General features: G+C 54.3%; 10 protein-coding genes. 6 read left to right on the top strand and 4 right to left on the bottom strand.

The annotated features are described in order from the left end of the window. The first annotated feature begins 403 nt into the window (after positions 1–403). From J2I46_RS29220 to J2I46_RS29210, 3 genes are all read left to right on the top strand, one after another. Positions 404–3,598, top strand: a complete 3,195-nt coding sequence (locus tag J2I46_RS29220) for a SusC/RagA family TonB-linked outer membrane protein (RefSeq protein WP_207332642.1) — start codon at positions 404–406, stop codon at positions 3,596–3,598. Between the two features lie 242 nt (positions 3,599–3,840). Then, positions 3,841–5,274, top strand: coding sequence for a SusD/RagB family nutrient-binding outer membrane lipoprotein (locus tag J2I46_RS29215; protein WP_207332641.1), 1,434 nt, complete (start codon positions 3,841–3,843; stop codon positions 5,272–5,274). Positions 5,275–5,282: 8 nt separating this feature from the next. Beyond that, positions 5,283–6,767 (top strand): calcineurin-like phosphoesterase C-terminal domain-containing protein, encoded by a 1,485-nt coding sequence (locus tag J2I46_RS29210; protein ID WP_207332640.1) that lies wholly within the window; start codon positions 5,283–5,285, stop codon positions 6,765–6,767. Positions 6,768–6,870: 103 nt separating this feature from the next. On the opposite strand, the gene J2I46_RS29205 is transcribed toward J2I46_RS29210, so the two are convergent. Beyond that, the gene (locus J2I46_RS29205) at positions 6,871–7,179 is read right to left on the bottom strand and encodes a plasmid stabilization protein (protein ID WP_207332639.1); all 309 of its coding nucleotides are present in this window, start codon (positions 7,177–7,179) and stop codon (positions 6,871–6,873) included. A 244-nt stretch (positions 7,180–7,423) separates the two neighbouring features. On the opposite strand from J2I46_RS29205, the gene J2I46_RS29200 reads away from it, so the two are divergent. Together J2I46_RS29200 and J2I46_RS29195 are read left to right on the top strand one after the other, a co-directional pair. Next, positions 7,424–10,705 (top strand): S41 family peptidase, encoded by a 3,282-nt coding sequence (locus J2I46_RS29200; RefSeq protein ID WP_207332638.1) that lies wholly within the window; start codon positions 7,424–7,426, stop codon positions 10,703–10,705. Between the two features lie 201 nt (positions 10,706–10,906). Then, on the top strand, positions 10,907–11,368 hold the full coding sequence (locus tag J2I46_RS29195; protein WP_207332637.1) for a VOC family protein: 462 nt from the start codon (positions 10,907–10,909) through the stop codon (positions 11,366–11,368). Between the two features lie 73 nt (positions 11,369–11,441). Here J2I46_RS29195 and J2I46_RS29190 read toward each other — a convergent pair whose 3' ends face one another. Next, the gene (locus J2I46_RS29190) at positions 11,442–12,452 is read right to left on the bottom strand and encodes an alkaline phosphatase D family protein (protein WP_207332636.1); all 1,011 of its coding nucleotides are present in this window, start codon (positions 12,450–12,452) and stop codon (positions 11,442–11,444) included. 256 nt (positions 12,453–12,708) lie between these two features. Here J2I46_RS29190 and J2I46_RS29185 point away from each other — a divergent pair, with 256 nt between their 5' ends. Next, positions 12,709–14,301 carry a M28 family metallopeptidase gene (locus J2I46_RS29185; RefSeq protein WP_207332635.1) on the top strand — a complete coding sequence of 531 codons (1,593 nt, stop codon included), beginning with the start codon at positions 12,709–12,711 and terminating at the stop codon, positions 14,299–14,301. Between the two features lie 114 nt (positions 14,302–14,415). Here J2I46_RS29185 and J2I46_RS29180 read toward each other — a convergent pair whose 3' ends face one another. Together J2I46_RS29180 and J2I46_RS29175 are read right to left on the bottom strand one after the other, a co-directional pair. Next, a complete protein-coding gene (locus tag J2I46_RS29180; protein WP_207332634.1) occupies positions 14,416–15,573 on the bottom strand; it encodes a formylglycine-generating enzyme family protein in 1,158 nt (385 codons plus the stop codon). A 363-nt stretch (positions 15,574–15,936) separates the two neighbouring features. Further along, the gene (locus J2I46_RS29175) at positions 15,937–17,655 is read right to left on the bottom strand and encodes an arylsulfatase (RefSeq protein WP_207332633.1); all 1,719 of its coding nucleotides are present in this window, start codon (positions 17,653–17,655) and stop codon (positions 15,937–15,939) included. Positions 17,656–17,769 lie beyond the last annotated feature (114 nt).

Here is a 17,769-nt window from a genome sequence, read left to right as displayed (position 1 = left end):
CGCCAATCGGAGCGTTCGTGCGGTACATTGTCGAGTCATGGCTAAGGAAGACAGGATGTTGATCCAGAAAGGAAAGAAGCAGTCCGTTATAATAGGCGAGGCGTCAAAAAAGCTATAATAAGTTGATAATGAAGAAGATTAATTATCTGTAGAAACGTTGAGGTCCTGTTACTGACGTATGGTGGCCTAGATCAGGAAGCAATACAGTGTGCTCGCAACGACATGACATATCCGATTTGCACGCTAATTAAATAGGGTACCTACTTTATTATCTTAAAGATTCGGTAACATTTAGATAAAACTGGCTTGATGCAGCGCAGATAGTTTTGCGGCTTCAATAGGCTGGTCCTTTAGCAGACTGGATATCTGTAATCCTCTTTTTAACCAACTCAACCAACTATCAATGCGTTTTAGTCTACGCTATTCACAAGAATGGCGGACGGTGTGGCTTTGTGCCATAGCCTTTCTGCTACTCAATACGCCGTTGCTGGCTCAGGTGGCCATTACGGGACAGGTAACCGATTCACAAACGAACGACGGTGTACCTGGGGTCAATGTGCTGCTTAAACTGGCCGGGCCAGCGAGCCGCCAACAGGGCACAACAACCGATAAAGATGGACGCTACACACTTAACGTACCCAGCAACCAGGCCGACCTGGTGTTTTCATTTGTGGGCTATCTGTCACAAACGGTTCGGGTCGGTAATCGGTCGGTGGTCAACGTACAACTTGCCGCCGATACGCGTAGCCTGAACGAAGTGGTGGTGACGGCGCTGGGCATCAAACGGGAGGAAAAAGCGCTGGGCTATTCAACCCAGAAGCTCGACGGGGCGGCGGTGACCGATGCGCCCGCCAATAACGTGATCAACTCGTTATCGGGCAAGATTGCGGGGCTGAACCTGACCAAAACTGACGGGCCAATGGGCAGCAGCCGGGTAACATTACGTGGCGAAGGAATTCTGGATCTGAATTCTCCCGGCGCGCTTATCGTGGTGGATGGTCAGCCGATCAATACGGGGTTTCAGGGTGCGGGCCATGGCGCGTATCTGGGTGGTGATTCGCCCGTTGATTTTGGCAGCGCCCTCACCGACATTGACCCCAACAGCATTGAGTCGATCAACGTGTTGAAAGGACCGGCCGCATCGGCCCTGTACGGGTCGCGGGCCGGCGCGGGAGCCATCATCATCACGACCAAAAGCGGCAACAAAGAACAGAAAGGAATCGGCGTGACAGTCAACTCGTATGTGAGCATCGATCAGATAAACCGCTGGCCCGACTACCAATATGAGTATGGGCAGGGCACAGCCGGTCAGCCTTACTACTCGTATGGCACCACCGCCGACGGGCCGGGTACACAAAGCACTAGTTCGGCCTGGGGACCCCGTTTCGAGGGGCAGTCATTCTATCAGTACAATTCACCGCGCGATGCATCGGGTGCGTTTACAGCCCGTACGCCCTGGGTGCCTTACCCCGATAACCGGAAGAATTTTTTCCAGGAGGGTGTAACGCTGTCGAACAACGTAACGATCAGTAATACAGGCGATAAGGGTACGTCGCGGCTCAGTATTTCGCATCTGCAAAACGACTGGATTTTGCCCAATACCGGCTATCAGCGTCTGAACCTGGGCTTCTCGAACCAGTCGCAGGTGTCGCGGAAACTGTCGATGAACACGAAGATCAATTACTACAACAAGTTCAGCGATAACCTGCCAACGACTGGCTACAATAACCAGTCGATCATGTACTTCATAGCGTTTCAAAACCCGAACATCGACCTCGACTGGTACAAGTCATACTGGGTGCCGGGGCGCGAAGGTGTGGAACAAAATCACCCGTTCAGCTCGCTGATCGACAACCCGTATCTGATCAGCTACGAGATGCTGAACAAGTCGAACCGGCACAACATTACGGGCAACGTGTCAGTGACCTACAACATCATCAAAAACCTGGATCTGACCCTGCACGGCGGTCTGGACGCGGGTTACGAATTCCGGTCGCAGCAACGGCCTAAGAACACGCAGAAGTTTCAGGAAGGCATGTACCGGCAGCAGAACGTGTTCAACATGGAATCGAACACCGATTTTTTGCTCCGTTATAAGGTGCGCCCAACGGGTGATTTCCAGATGACGGCCAACGCGGGGGGGAATATCCTGATTCAGCAGCAGACGTTTACCAACCAACTTGCCGACCGGCTGGTGATTCCGGGCGTGTATAACCTGGCCAACAGCGAGCAACTGCCCCAAACCCGCAGCGACCGCGCCAAAAAACGGATCAACAGTTTGTATGGCTTCGTGAACATGTCGTACAAAAACGTGGCATTCATCGACATCACCGGCCGGAACGACTGGAGCAGCACCCTGCCCGCGCAAAACAACTCGTTCTTCTATCCCTCTGCCACGTTGAGCCTCATCGCGTCTGACATCGTAACGATGCCGAGTTGGGTGAGCTACGCCAAGTTGCGCGGGGCCTACGCCAGCGTGGGGTACGATGCCCGTCTGGGTACGTATAACCTCGAAAAAGTGTATGAGCCGGGCGTGTTTCCGGGCGAACTGGAGAATCCGAACACCATCGCCAACCCAAACTTACGACCACAGCGTAACAAATCGTGGGAGATCGGTACCGAGTGGCGTTTCTTCAAAAATCGCCTTTCGCTCGACCTGACGGCTTACCATCAACTCACTGTCGATCAGATTCTTTATGCGCCGGTCGAGTACGCATCGGGCTATAACTCGTCGCTGATCAACATGGGTAAAGTGGCCAACCGGGGCGTTGAACTCACGCTGATGGGTAGCCCGGTAAAAAATCCGCAGGGCTTCACCTGGGACGTAACCCTGAACTGGGCCATGAACCGGAACCGGGTAGAGGAACTGAACAACGGAACGGGTAACGTGGTATTGGCCAGGTACGTTGGTAGCCGCGTAACGGTAGAAGCCCGCGAAGGGCGACCCCTCGGCGAGATCTACGGCCTGGGTTACCGCCGCTCGCCGGACGGACAGATCGTCTACGACAAAACCGGCTATCCGCTGCTGAGCGAACAGTTTATAAACTTGGGTAATTCGACGCCAAGATGGCGGAGCGGCCTGACCAACAATGTCAAATACCGGGGCTGGAACATGTCGGTGCTGATTGACCGGCAGCAGGGGGGAAGCGTGTATTCGCTGACCAATTCGGTGCTGGGCGAGCAGGGTAAAATCAAGGCCACGTTGCCCGGTCGTTACGATGGCATTGTGGGTGAAGGCGTGACCCAAAATGCCGACGGCACCTACGTACCCAATACCACCAAGGCCACCAACATTGTCACGTATTACAGCAAGATTTACGGCCGCGATAACGTGGAAGCCAACCTCTTCGACGCCACCTTTACCAAACTCCGCGAGGTACGGCTGGCTTATACATTTCCGGCCAAAACGCTCAGCAAGTCCTTCCTGCGCGGTGCCAGCATCGGCATATACGGCCGTGATCTGTATAACTGGACCAGCTTCCCCGGCTTCGACCCCGAAACATCAACCCTCGATAACTCAACCATCACCCCCGGCCTCGAAATCGCCCAATTCCCATCGACCCGAACGATGGGTGTAAATCTGACTATTTCGCTGTAACCCCGTTTCCCCTCACCCCCGGCTCCTCCCGCAACGGCGGACCGCCCACGTTGGGAGAGGGGAGCTACTCTACACTAGCTCTGCTTTGTAGTGCTTTGCTCATTCCAATCAAGTGATTGTCTCACTAAGAAAGAGGCACCAATAATATAGTGCGAAGCTACTGTAGTGCGTCTCCCCTCTCCCGTAGGGGGCGGTCCGCCGTCGCGGGAGGGGCCGGGGGGGAAACCACAAACCAACAAACAATGAAGACGTTAACACAACTTATTCTAGGCTTCCTCCTCCTGACGGGAGTGAGCTGCACCAGCTCGCTGGATGGACTACTGAATGACCCGGAGGCGGTGACAACGGCCACGTCGGGTAGCTTTTTGAACACGGCCGTTCTGAACGGAGTGAACATCGGACTGAGCCGAAGTCACCGGCTGAACAACGAGATGATGCAGGTAACGGTGTCGCTGACCGACGGGCAGTTTCATCGCTACGTGCTGATTCCGAGCGAGTCAGATTATCTCTGGAATAACTATTACCTCACGCTCACGAACGTGCAGGATATGTACGAACGGGCGAAGCAGACCAACAACCGTAACCAGATGGCCGCCGCTCTGACCGTGCGGGCGTGGCTGTTTCAGAACCTGACCGATGCCTATGGCGACGTGCCTTACTCACAGGCGTTGCAGGGTTACCCAAGCTACCAGATTACGCCCAAATTCGACGCACAGGAAGCCATTTACACCGATCTGGTCAATAAACTCGATTCGGCCAACACACTGTACGAGGTGACTAAAACCATGGCGCCGGGTATCGATGCGCTGTATGGTGCCGATAAAAGTGCGGCGGGAACCGTGAAATGGCGCAAGTTCACCAACTCGTTGCGGCTGCGGCTGCTGATGCGCGGCGAAGCAAAATCGGCCGATTTCAAGCAGAAAATCCGGGATATGCTGGCCAATCCGGCAAAGTATCCGCTGATGACGGCTACCGACGAAAGTGCCACGCTGACCTTTACGGCCGTTAACCCGCTGCTGAATCCCTTCGCCGATGACCGCGATTACGATTTCAACGGGGCCAACGCCTATTCGACCTACTTCGTCAATACGCTGTCGACCTGGCAAGACCCGCGCCTCGATGTGTGGGCAACCAAAATTAGTGGCAAATTCGTGGGTGTTCCGAGTGGTTATCCGTTGGGCGACGCGGCCAAAGTAGCGGCCATTTCATCGTCACGACTGCACAAGAATCTGAAAACATCACCCATTCTGGGCAGCATCATGCAATACGCCGAAACGGAGTTTCTGCTGGCTGAAGCGGCGTTGAAAGGCTACAGCAGCGATTCACCCAAAGACCATTATGAAAAAGGCATTCGGGCCTCGATGACCTACTGGGGAGCCACCATGCCCGCCGATTTCCTGACGCGCAACGGCGTAGCCTACGCAGGTACGTTGGAGCAGTTAATGACGCAGAAATACATCGCCTTGTTCTTCACGGAAATGCAGCAGTGGGCCGAATACCGTCGGACGGGTTTTCCGGTGTTGCCGAAAGGGCCGGGTCTGGAAAATGATGGTAAAATGCCCGCCCGCATGGCTTATCCGTTATCGGTGCAGTCGCTGAATAAAGAAAATTACACCGAAGCCGCCACCCGAATGGGTGGGGATAACCTGAACGCCAAACTCTGGTGGGCTAAGTAATAAAACCAATGGTAAACAGACGATCATTTCTTAAATACCTGGGCTGGTCGGGAGCGGCCGTAACAACAGCGGCCCCCGTAGCGGTAGCCCATACGTACCCGGCAACTAACGTACCTGGAACCATTACCGGCCGTGTTCTTGGTAACGGCAAAGGAATTGCCAATGTGGCCGTGACGGATGGTTATTCGGTGGTGGTGACCGACAAGAACGGGCAGTATTCGCTACCGGCGGCTGCGGCGGCAGAGTTCGTGTATATCAGTTTGCCAGCAGGTTATGCCGTTCCGCATGAGCGTGGTGTGGCGCAGTTCTTCCAGCCCATCACCGCGAAAAATGGCGGGCTTACAGCCGATTTCAAGCTGGAAAAGCTGGCTGTCGATGACCGAAAACACCAGTTTGTGGTCTGGGCTGATACACAGATTATCTCTAAAAAAGACGGTGAGCAACTAAAAGCTCAATCGGCCCCCGACCTTCGCGATCTGGTGGCCTCGTACCCGAAAGACTCACTCTTTCACGGTATCGGCTGCGGCGATCTGGTATGGGATCATTTCGAGCTGTATGCCGACTACAAAGAGGCGATCGGCATGACCGGTGTGCCTTTCTTCAACGTCATCGGCAACCACGACCTTGACCTCGATGCGCGTTCAGACGACTACTCGGCGAAAACCTTCAAGCAGCAATTCGGCCCGACGTATTATTCGTTTAACCGGGGGCAGGTGCATTACGTGATGCTCGACGATGTATTTTTCATAGGCACAGCGAAAAAGTACATCGGCTACCTGACCGAAAACCAGCTACACTGGCTGGAGCAGGATCTAAAATTGGTGAAGCCCGGTACAACGGTGGTTGTCAGCCTGCATATTCCGACACAGACGGGCCACAAACGCCGCGAGAATCTGAAAGAAGAGGAACTGGGCGGCAGCGTGTCGAACCGGAAACAGTTGTACGAGATGCTGAAGCCGTTCAACGCACACATCATGTCGGGCCATACGCACGTGAACGAAAAGTGGGAAGAAGGCTCTGTCATGGAACACGTACACGGAACCGTTTGCGGCGCGTGGTGGACTGGCCCAATCTGTAGCGATGGTACACCGAGCGGCTACGCAGTATACGAAGTCGATGGCGGCGATATTCGCTGGTATTATAAATCGACGGGCAAGCCACGCGAGCACCAGCTTCGGCTCTACGAAAAAGGCCGCGTAAAAACGGCCCCAGACCACATGGCGGTAAACGTCTGGAACTGGGACCCCAAGTGGAAACTGGAGTGGCTCGAAGATGGCGTTATGAAAGGGACGCCCGAACAGCGCGTTGCTCATGACCCCTGGGCGGTTGAACTCTACGCGGGCCCCGATCTGCCCAAAAAGCATAAGTTCGTTGACCCCACCATGACCGATCACCTGTTTTTCTTCCAGCCATCAGTATCAGCGAAGAAAATCACGGTACGCGCAACCGACCGGTTTGGGGGAGTGTACACTGAAACAATGACATTGGCGTAAGCTTCGGCTTCAGCCCCAACCCCCTAAAGGGGGCTAATGCTCCGCGAAGGAAGACTGACGGAGCATTAGCCCCCTTTAGGGGGTTGGGGCTGAAGCCAACTAATTATTTTGCGGCCGCATTTTTCTTCCGGGTTTCTGCTGCTTTTTTGGCTGATGCAGAGCGTTCTTCGGCAGTGCGTGACGCTGAGGCTGCGCCGCCTTTCTTACCACCTGTTTCGTACGATTCTTTGTTTTCGGCATGGCCACGGCCAGAGCCACTTTTCTTGCCGCCCCCTGAAATCTTATTCACCGTTGCCCAGGCCCGACTTTCTGCTTCCTCTTCGGGCATTCCCCGTTTTTCATACCCTTCTTCAATGTGTTCAGCCTGACGGATTTGCTTGTCCGTATAAGCCGATTTATCTCCCCGTGGCATAGTCGTAGTCGATTTAGTCGATTAGCAATTTTTTCGATAGAACTACTAGATAACATAACTGTTCAACTGGCTTATCGCTCGTTTGTATACTGATATAATAAAACTTTTCGACGAAATAAAGCGATAAAACAAAGCTATTCGGCGTGCTTAACTAATTGGTTGTGAACAGCATCTATTCAGTATTTATATTTAGAATACTGCTTTTCAGGTACGTTCAACAACTTTCTTCATCACGCATTCTCTTATGCTCAAACGTGTACGATTCTTCGTTCCTTTCCTCGCCTGCTGGGTTAGTAGTTATCCAACGGTTTTTGCGCAATCGGCTGGCCCGGTCCCTAAATATGCCTTTGCCGAGCCAACAATCTCGCCCGATGGCAACGAAATCGCGTTCGTTTCAGGTGGCGATATCTGGACCGTTCCTGCCGCTGGTGGCGAAGCCCGGTTGCTGGTTGCCCACGCCGACAATGAGTCGCGACCGCTCTACTCGCCCGATGGGAAATACCTCGCCTTCGCGTCGACCCGTTCGGGCAACGGCGACATTTACCTGCTGACGCTGGAAAGCGGTGATCTTCGTCGGCTGACGTTTGACGATGGCGCCGAAAGCCTGACGGCCTGGGCCAAAGATGGGAAGATGGTGTATTTCCAGTCGACAAGCCGGGATATTTCCAGCATGAACGACATGTACCGGGTAGCCATTACGGGTGGAACGCCGATGCCCGTTACGGCCGACCGCTACGCTAGCGAATTCTTTGGCACACCGTCGCCCGATGGGTCTACGCTGGCTTTTTCAGCACGCGGTATTTCGGCGGCGCAGTGGTGGCGCAAAGGCAGCAGCCACCTGGATCAGACCGAGATCTGGACATGCAAGATCGGGGCAAAAAAGGGTGATAAACCAACCTACGAACGCCTCACCGAAGGCGGGGCCAAGGAACTCTGGCCGATCTGGAGCACCGACGGACAGACGATCTACTTCATGTCGGACCGGAACGGAAGCCAGAACCTGTGGTCGAAGCCAATGAAAGGGGCGGCTACCATGCTGACCACGTTTAAAGATGGTCGGGTGCTGTGGCCGTCGATTAGTAACAACGGGAAGTCGATCGTGTTTGAGCGTGATTTCCAGATCTGGTCGTATGATATTGCCTCGAAAAAGGCCACGCCGGTTGCCATTCGGCTGCGCGGTGCAGCGGCTGGCTCGTCTGTCGATCACCAGAAGCTGACCACGCAATTCCGGGATCTTGCCGTTTCGCCGGATGGGAAGAAAGTGGCGTTTACGGCCCACGGTGAGGTGTTTGCGGCGTCGGCCAAAGATGGTGGCGATGCCGTTCGGGTGAGTAATAGCCCCGCCGTAGAGTCGCAGGTGGCCTGGATGCCCAACAGCCGCAGTTTAATTTACGCCAGCACGCGCCATGGCATGGCCAACCTGTTCCAGTACGATTTTTCGACCAACGCCGAAACCCGCCTGACCAATTCACCGCTCGACGACAGTTCGCCCGTGGTGTCGCCAGATGGGCAGTCAGTGGCGTTTATGCGCAATGGGCAGGAATTACGCATTATGGATATGGGCACCAGGAAAGACCGGGTGCTGTACAAAGGTTATCTGGGGCGGGCACCCTTTGCCGGGTCAGGTACGTTGACCTTCTCGCCCGATGGCAAATGGCTGGCGTTTGTGGCTTATGGTACCAAAACCTTCCGCAATGTGTGGGTGGTGCCAATCGCTGGTGGTGAGGCTAAGCCGGTGAGCTTTCTGGCCAATACCTTTGGCGGCAACGTGAACTGGAGCCCCGATGGCAAGTACATTCTGTTTGGTACCAATCAGCGTACCGAAACCGCCCAGATTGCCCGCGTCGATCTGGTGCCGAAGCTGCCTAAATTCCGTGAAGATCAGTTCCGTGACCTGTTTAATGAGGAGGTGCCCCGCAACGTGAGAACCACAACGCCAACCAGCACGTCAACGGCCCCACAAGGTCGTACGCCACTCGATACAACCGCAAAGTCGAAAGGGGTGGGGAAAGAAAACACAACTGTTGTGTTCGATGGTATCCGTCAGCGGCTCAGCCTGTTGCCGGTGGGAATCGAAGTGGATCAGCAGACGATCAGTAAAGATGGAAAAACGCTGTTGCTGGTTGCCAGTGTGGCCGGTCGGCAGAATCTGTACACCTACTCACTGGACGAAACAGGTAGCGAACGACCTGTGGCACGTCAGCTGACAACCACGCCGGGGCAAAAGAGCAACGCGCAGTTCACCGCCGACGGGAAAGACGTTTACTACCTGGAGCAGGGCCGTATTCAGTCGATCTCGCTCACATCGAGGGAGCCTAAACCGTTGGCCGTGACTGCTGAGCTGGACGTTGATTTTGCGACCGAAAAACTGCAAGTGTTCCAGCAGGCGTGGGACGTGCAGAACAAAGGTTTCTACGACCCTGAGTTCCACGGCACGAACTGGAACGACATAAAAGCAAACTACGAACCCTATGCCGCAGGAGCCAGAACCCCCGACGAACTTCGCCGCTTACTAAACCTGATGGTAGGCGAATTGAATGCGTCACACTCGGGCGTATCGGGTCCGCAAGGCGCTGTTGACATTACGACCGGACGGCTGGGCCTGCGTTTTGACCGGATCACCTACGAGAATACGGGTAAGCTGATGGTTACCGAGGTAGTTAACCTGGGCCCCGCTTTCCTGTCCGGAACGATCAAAACCGGTGATTACGTGCTATCCGTTGATGGGACAACGATCGACGCCACTACCAATCTGGACCAGTTGCTGAACAACAAAATCAACCGCCGCATTACGCTGGCCGTGGCAACTGGCCCAACGGCCGCGCCTAAAGACGTAAGCGTGTTGCCGGTCAATCTGGCAACGGAGAAGGGGTTACTCTATAAACAGTGGGTTCAGCAGCAACGTGACTTCGTTGACAAAGCCAGCAACGGACGGCTCGGGTACGTTCACATGTTCGATATGTCGGCCGAGTCGCTGAACCAGTTGTACATTGACCTGGATGCCGACAATCATGCGCGCGAGGGCGTGGTCGTAGATGTGCGCAACAACAACGGTGGCTTCGTCAATCCGTACGCCATCGATGTATTCGCCCGGAAAGGCTACCTGACCATGACATCACGCGGGTTGCCCGCCGCACCGGCCCGATCACAACTGGGTCAGCGTGCATTGGAAACGCCAACGATTCTGGTCACGAACCAACATTCACTGTCTGATGCCGAGGATTTCACGGAAGGGTACCGTTCGCTGAAACTGGGAAAAGTGGTGGGCGAACCAACCGCCGGCTGGATCATCTTTACATCGGCAGCGCAACTCATCGATGGTTCGTCGATTCGACTGCCCTTCTCGAAGATTACCGATAACACAGGCAAAGACATGGAACTGGCTCCCCGCCCCGTCGACGTACCTGTGTCGCGCCCCATCGGTGAGAGCTACACCGACCAGAATCTACAGCTGAGCACGGCGGTGAAGGAATTGACGAAACAGCTCGACGAGACGAAGTCGGGTAAGGTAATGAACGGAAAGTAAGTGGTTGGTGCTGTCGCTCGACGCAATACACGCTGGCCAGTACAATAAGCAGAAACGCCCCGGAATAGCTTTATTTCGGGGCGTTTTTCGTAGGCCCAATCCACATGTATTGGCTTGATTCCCCCCTCACATTGTCATTCTTACCCACTACCGACCAGCAGCTTCTGCGTTACATTTGCTCTTCATAAACCGGTAAACAACATGCAAAAGATCACTACATTCCTGACGTTTAACAATCAAGCCGAAGAGGCCGCAACGCTGTATACGTCTGTATTCAAAAACTCAGCCATTACCCATGTAAGCCGATCCGGCGACGCTGGACCCGGCCAACCGGGAAGTGCTATGTCTGTTGTGTTTCAACTCGATGGCCAACCGTTTTATGCCCTGAACGGTGGGCCGAGTTTCAGCTTTACCAATGGTATTTCGCTTTTCATCAGCTGCGAAACGCAGGAAGAGATCGATCACTTTTGGGAGAAACTATCCGATGGGGGCGAAAAAGGGCAGTGCGGTTGGCTGAAAGATAGATTTGGGGTATCGTGGCAAGTGGTGCCCTCTGCACTAGGTAGTCTGCTTAGCCATAAAGATCCGGCCAAAGCAAAGCGAGCCATGGCCGCCATGCTGAACATGACCAAACTCGATATCGCTGCGCTGGAACAGGCCTAGCTGTAGACTATTGTTTTCGCGCTGTAGTTTCTTCGCTGGCTAGTCAGGGGACTCAACCAGCGAAGAAACTACGCTAAAAGGTAACTTCCTGCGTCAGGTACGTTGCCTGTTTGTCGCCGTTGATCTTGACTGTGGCGGTTAGCGGTTTTTTGTTCCAGTCGATCGTGATCAGGCCGTAGTTTAGTTCAGTCACCATCTCGCCAACGCGGTGTTTATTGGCTTCTACGTGTGGTTTCGATACGTGGGTCAGGCCGCTACTGGTGATGTCGAAAAGGGCATAACTGAGGCCGGGTACGGTCACTTTCGATACTTCGGCCATATGTCGGTCGCCGCTGATAAAGAGGGCACCTTTGGGCATCGTCTTGACCAGTAGCTCAAGCAGGCGCTGACGGGCGGTGGGGAAGTTAGCCCATTTTTCATAGACGTGTTCTTCGGGCAGCACCTGAACGCCGCTACCGATGACATGTACATCAGCGTCGGAGTTGGTTAGTTCCTTTTCCAGCCAACGCCATTGGGCTTCCCCCAGCATATCGCCTGATGGGTCAGGTACGTTGTCTTTCCCGTTTTTCTTCAGCGGGTCACGGAAATACCGGGCATCCAGCAAAATTACCTTTACCCGTTGCCCTTTTGGCCCATAGGTGTGGGCCGAGTATGCGCCTTCCTGCTTCCTGAGAGGGCTGGTGGCCGGTACGTCCAGAAAATCGAGCATCACCTGCTGACTTTCCTTGCGCTTCGGATACTCTTTGCCACCATCGTTCACGCCATAATCATGATCGTCCCAAACGCCGATGATCTGTGTCGACTGGCGTAGTTGCTTATAGACCGGGTTCGATTTCTGTCGATCGTACTTGGCACGCAACGTGTCCATACTTTCCGAATCGCCGTAGATATTGTCGCCAAGCCACACCCAGACGTCGGGCTTTTGCGCCACGATGTCATCCCAGAGCGGTTGTGGCCGCTTCTGGTCGCTGCATGAACCAAAGGCAATGGTGGTGACGGGTTGTTGCGAACTGGTTGTCTGGCTGGTCCGGCAGCCTGTGAATAAGGCGCAGCCTAACAGGCCAAGAGTAATGAGGTGTTTCATTCGGATTAGCTGAATCGTAGACCTGACAAAAGTAGGCGTTTAGCCCGTTGCCAGATAAGTCATCTTAATTTGTTAATGAAGGAATGTGATCGGACTGGCGCTTTCTGCTGAATGTTCAGTTTACAAAACTATATTCTGTCATATGTAGCATTTGGCTGCGAAAATATAGACCTAAAGCAGTAACGTATTGCCAAATGACTACTCACTAACGCTAAATCGTTATCTTCGGGCTACTTCCCCAACTTTACCATATTTCATGACAAACAAACTACTACTCACCGGACTGCTCGTTGGCGGTTCGTTACTTTCTTATGGCCAGGACGAGAAAATTGACATGGCTACGATGGACAAGATTCGTCAGGAAGGAATGCAAAAGTCGCAGGTAATGGATCTGGCTTTTCACCTGACCGACGTGAATGGCCCCCGGATTCAGGGCCCTGGTTATGTCAATGCGGCCAACTACGCCAAAGGAAAACTGGCTGGTTACGGCTTGCAAAACGCCCGCCTCGAATCGTGGGGCGATTGGGGAAAAGGCTGGAACGTAGAACGCTCTTATTTCGCCATGACCGCCCCGTATTACAAGTCGATGATCGCCGTTCCCCGTGCCTGGAGCGGCAGTACGAACAAGCTGCAAACGGCCGACATACTTTTCATTACGGATACCGATACGATGGCCCTGGAAAATTATAAGGGTAAGCTAAAGAATAAGATTATTCTGATGGACCAGTCGTATAAGATATCGCCTTCGTTCAAAGCTGATGCCGATCGTTACACGGATGACGAATTGCAGAAAATGGCGAGTGCAGAAGCCCCACGGGGTGGCGGTGGCCAACGCGGTGGCGCGGGTGGTGATTCGACCATGCGCCGGATGATGCAGACCATGCGGACCCGTAACGTCTTCAACCAGAAGATGCGCAAAATGGCCAAAACGGAAGGCGCCGTTGGTATCCTGAACAGTACGCAAACCAGCAAAGACGGTACGCTGTTCGTAAGCGGCGACTACGCCAACGCGGCCCTGGGTGCCGTGCCTGATGATCTGGCCGACCTGTCGATCTCGGCGGAAGATTACATGATGCTGTGCCGGTTGATGAAGGCGAACGTACCTGTGAAGCTGGAGGTCGACGTGAAAACCAAATTCTTCGCCGACGACATCAAGGGCTACAATGTACTGGCCGAAATTCCGGGTACTGATCCGAAGTTGAAAGATGAAGTGGTAATGCTCGGTGCTCACCTTGACTCGTGGCATGCCGCTACGGGTGCTACCGACAACGCCGCTGGCAGTTCGGTCATGATGGAGGCCGTTCGGATTCTGAAGGCCGTTGGCGCGAAGCCTCGCCGGACCATCCGTATTGCGCTGTGGAGCGGCGAAGAGCAGGGCCTGTTCGGCTCACGGAATTATGTGACGAACCACCTGGTCGATGCCAAGACCAGCAAGCTGACGAAAGACGGCGAGAATATTTCGGCTTACTTCAACGTCGATAACGGAACGGGTAAGATCCGGGGTATTTATCTGCAGGGCAACGTAGCTGCCGGACCAATTTTCTCGCAGTGGCTGAAGCCGTTCAACGATCTGGGCGCAACGACCGTAACGGCCCAAAACACGGGTGGTACCGATCACCAGTCGTTCGACCGGGTGGGTATTCCGGGATTCCAGTTCATTCAGGACCGGATCGAATACAACACACGTACCCACCATACGAACATGGATACCTACGATCACCTGCAACCCGATGATCTGAAACAGGCCGCTACTGTAGTGGCAGCCTTCGTGTATAACGCCGCCATGCGTGATCAGAAAATTCCTGCAAAAGAGCCTGTAGCTCCAACCGCGCAGATTCCCGCCCGGTAACGGTCAGCTGTTGCGAATTAAAAATGCCCCTGCTTAAGCTAATTCACGCTTAAGCAGGGGCATTTTTATGGTCTATTTGGTTGGATTCGTGATAGCGTGAAGCTAAACAGTCAGTCAGTCCATGACGCAGCGGAAGCCGGTATGGGAAAGGCCGGTATCAGGGCTGGATTTCATGCGGGCGGCTGAACGATAGCTGCTGCAATACGAATCGTTGCAAAGGAACGAGCCGCCGCGTTGTACCCGTTTCGGCACAGTGGGTTCGTCGGGATCGAAGCTTTGCAGGGGGCCGGTCGGGTTTTTAACAACGCCGGCTCTGGCCTGCGTCTCATAATAATCGGGGCGGTAGAAATCACTGCACCATTCCCAGACATTACCGGCCATATCGTAAAGGCCGTAGCCATTTGGCGTGAACGACTTTACGGGGGCTGTCCAGTTGAATCCGTCGCGTTTGGTATTCCTGTTCGGGAACGTCCCCTGCCAGCTATTGGCTTTAGGCTTCCCGGCGTCAACAGGTTCGTCGCCCCAGGGATAGATGGCCTGTTTTAGGCCTCCACGCGCGGCCCATTCCCATTCGGCTTCGGTTGGTAGTCGCTTGCCTGCCCACTTGGCATAGGCCTGCGCATCGTCCCAGGATACCTGCACAACGGGGTAATTGTCTTTGCCTGCAATGGAACTGCCGGGACCTTCGGGATGTCGCCAGTCGGCTCCGGCCACCCATTTCCACCACTGGCTATAATCGCTGAGCGAAACGGCCTGATCGGGCATCGTGAAGACCAGCGAACTGGCTACCAGCAAGTCATCAGCGGGTTTTGGGGTGCCGGGTGGTAGTTGCTTGCGCATCTCTTCCCAATCGGGTTTGCGTTCGGCGGTGGTTATGTAGCCGGTGGCTTTCACAAACCGGGCAAATTCCGCGTTGGTTACCTCTCCGGCATCCATCCAGAAGCCATCGAGGCAAACCGTGTGTTTCGGGTATTCGTCGGGCCGTGCCTGGTCATTATCTGCACCCATCTGAAACGTACCTGCGGGAATGGCGACCATGCCCTTGTGGTCGGCAGAATGGCCTGCCGTCAACGTCTGTGCCGACGTACCCGACGCCATTCGGGCTGGCAGGCTGGCATGGCAACTGGTAATGGCGGTATCGGCGATTGTTGAGCCGGAGGAAACCGCAGTAGCGCTTGATTGTGCGTTGTCTGACCTGTTTTGCTGACAAGCGGCAAGCCCTACCAGAACTGCTACCCCAAGACTTGCCCGACTGACTAGTCGACTGAACATACGTACCTGAATGAACTGGTTTTGATAGTCAAAGATACCTGAATTCGTTCACTTACTTTTCAGGTACGTTGCTGGTTGCTTTCGTGTACGAAGGAAGTCTTTCTTATGAAAACTGGATCGGCCCATCGGGCCACAGCATTGGTAGGAAACGGTGTGGTGCCGCCGATAAGTTACGTCCCGTCAGGGACAAAACATCGGTTTTAGCCAGGTACCAATGTTGTTTCCCTGACGGGACGTTCGGTTGGTGGGCTGTTGTATTGTCTACCAATGTTGTGGCCCGATGGGCCGACAACATTCCGCTTCACTTTTTATAAGCCCTGGCGTGTGGAGTAAGAACCCGCGAAACCACACAAAAATAACTCGCTAATTCCGCTTCGGCTGGGGTTTGGGCAGCACCTGATGCGTAGTGGCCCACTGCCGCCAAAGCCCGCTCAACTGGCGCACTTTATCCGGGTTTTGAGCGGCTACGTCCTGCGTTTCCGATTTGTCGGACGCCAGGTTGAACAGATGCCAGGTAGTGTCTTTGCTTGCCGAAACCAGTTTCCAATCACCTGAGCGGGCGTAGCGCGCACCGAAATGCTCGTTAAAGATCGTTTCGTGACCGGCTATTTTCTTTCCGGCAAATGACGGGGCCAGGCTGACGCCAGTGGTTGGGGTAATGGCGTGCCCTTTGTACGTAGTTGGGTACGTTGCTCCGGTCAGTTCGACGAACGTACGCATGAAATCCATGACGTGGCCAACCTGATGGCTGTAGCTGCCTTTCTTGGCCGTAATGCCTTTAGGCCAGAATGCCACCAGGGGCGTGTGGGTGCCACCTTCATACGACTCCGCTTTCCAGTACTGGTAGGGGGTATTGGCCACATTGGCCCACCGCTGTCCAATCGAGGCGAACGTGGTTTGTGGGCCGGGCATCACTTCTTTTTTCAGGTCGTAGACGATCTTGCGACCGTCGCGGGTTTCGCCGGGGCGGTCGAAGCCGGGGCCGTAGCCAGCCGAGCTTTCCGGGCTAGCGCCGTTGTCTGACAGAAATAGGATGAGCGTGTTGTCGAGCTGACCAGTTTCGCGGAGGGCTTTGATCATCTTGCCGATGCCCTGATCCATCCGGTCGATCATGGCGGCGTGAACGGCCATGGCGCGGGTATCCCATTCCTTGTCGGGGTTGGCTTCCCAGCTCAGGTCATTACTCCAGCGATCAGAGAGTTTGGTTTTTGCCGGATCGATCAAGCCCAGTTTAACCATCTTCTGATAGCGAGTTTTCCGGATAGCATCCCAGCCACCTTTGTAGGTGTCTTTGTATTTGGCAATATCCTCGGGTAACGCATGTAAGGGCCAGTGCGGCGCGGTTTCAGCCACGTACATGAAGAAGGGTGCCGACGATTTGGCGAACGATTTGATATAGGCTACCGTCGTGTCGCTGATGGCGTCGGTATGGTAATAGTTTTTGGGGACGTTCTGCACCGGTTTGGTACCACTTACCAGGCTAAACGGGTCGAAGAAATCGACTACGCCCCAGATGTTGCCGAAATACCGGTCGAATCCCCGACTGGTCGGGTACTGATCGAGTGGGGAGAAATCACCGCCCTCTTTTTTGTGGGTCAGCCAGGCCATCTGCTCCTGCGGATTCTTCTGAACAAACGTGTTCGAGACGTGCCACTTACCCGTCATGGCTGTCTGGTAGCCTGCCGTTTTCAGCACTTCGGCCAGCGTAACGGCGTTGTCGGTTATGTGGCCACGATACCCGGCTGTATTGTCATCTTCGGTCATTTTGCCGATACCCGCCTGGTGATTGTACAGACCGGTGAGCAAGGCCGCCCGGGTTGGGCAACAGCGCGATGTGTTGTAAAACTGGGTGTAGCGAATGCCATTGTTGGCCAGATAATCGAGGTTCGGCGTGTGAATTTCACTACCGTAGCAACCAATGTCGGAGAAACCCAGATCGTCGGCCAGGATGACAATGATGTTTGGTCGCTGGGCCGCTTCAGGCGATGAGATGTCCACTTTCTTTTTACCGAAGCCGCTGAAGAGCAGAACGGAAGAGAGGGCAGTTACGCCTACTGAAAGGCCAATGAGCCACTTTTTCATAACGATTTGTACTAACGTGAATGATATTTTTTGTCATCCCGAAGCATGAGGGATCGTGGCGTTCCTGTCAAAAGTGCCAGGCGCTATCAGAAGGGACGCCACGATCCTTCGTAC

The organism is Fibrella forsythiae (assembly GCF_017353175.1).
Lineage (GTDB): Bacteria > Bacteroidota > Bacteroidia > Cytophagales > Spirosomataceae > Fibrella > Fibrella forsythiae.
This window is presented reverse-complemented; position numbering and strand designations above follow the sequence as displayed.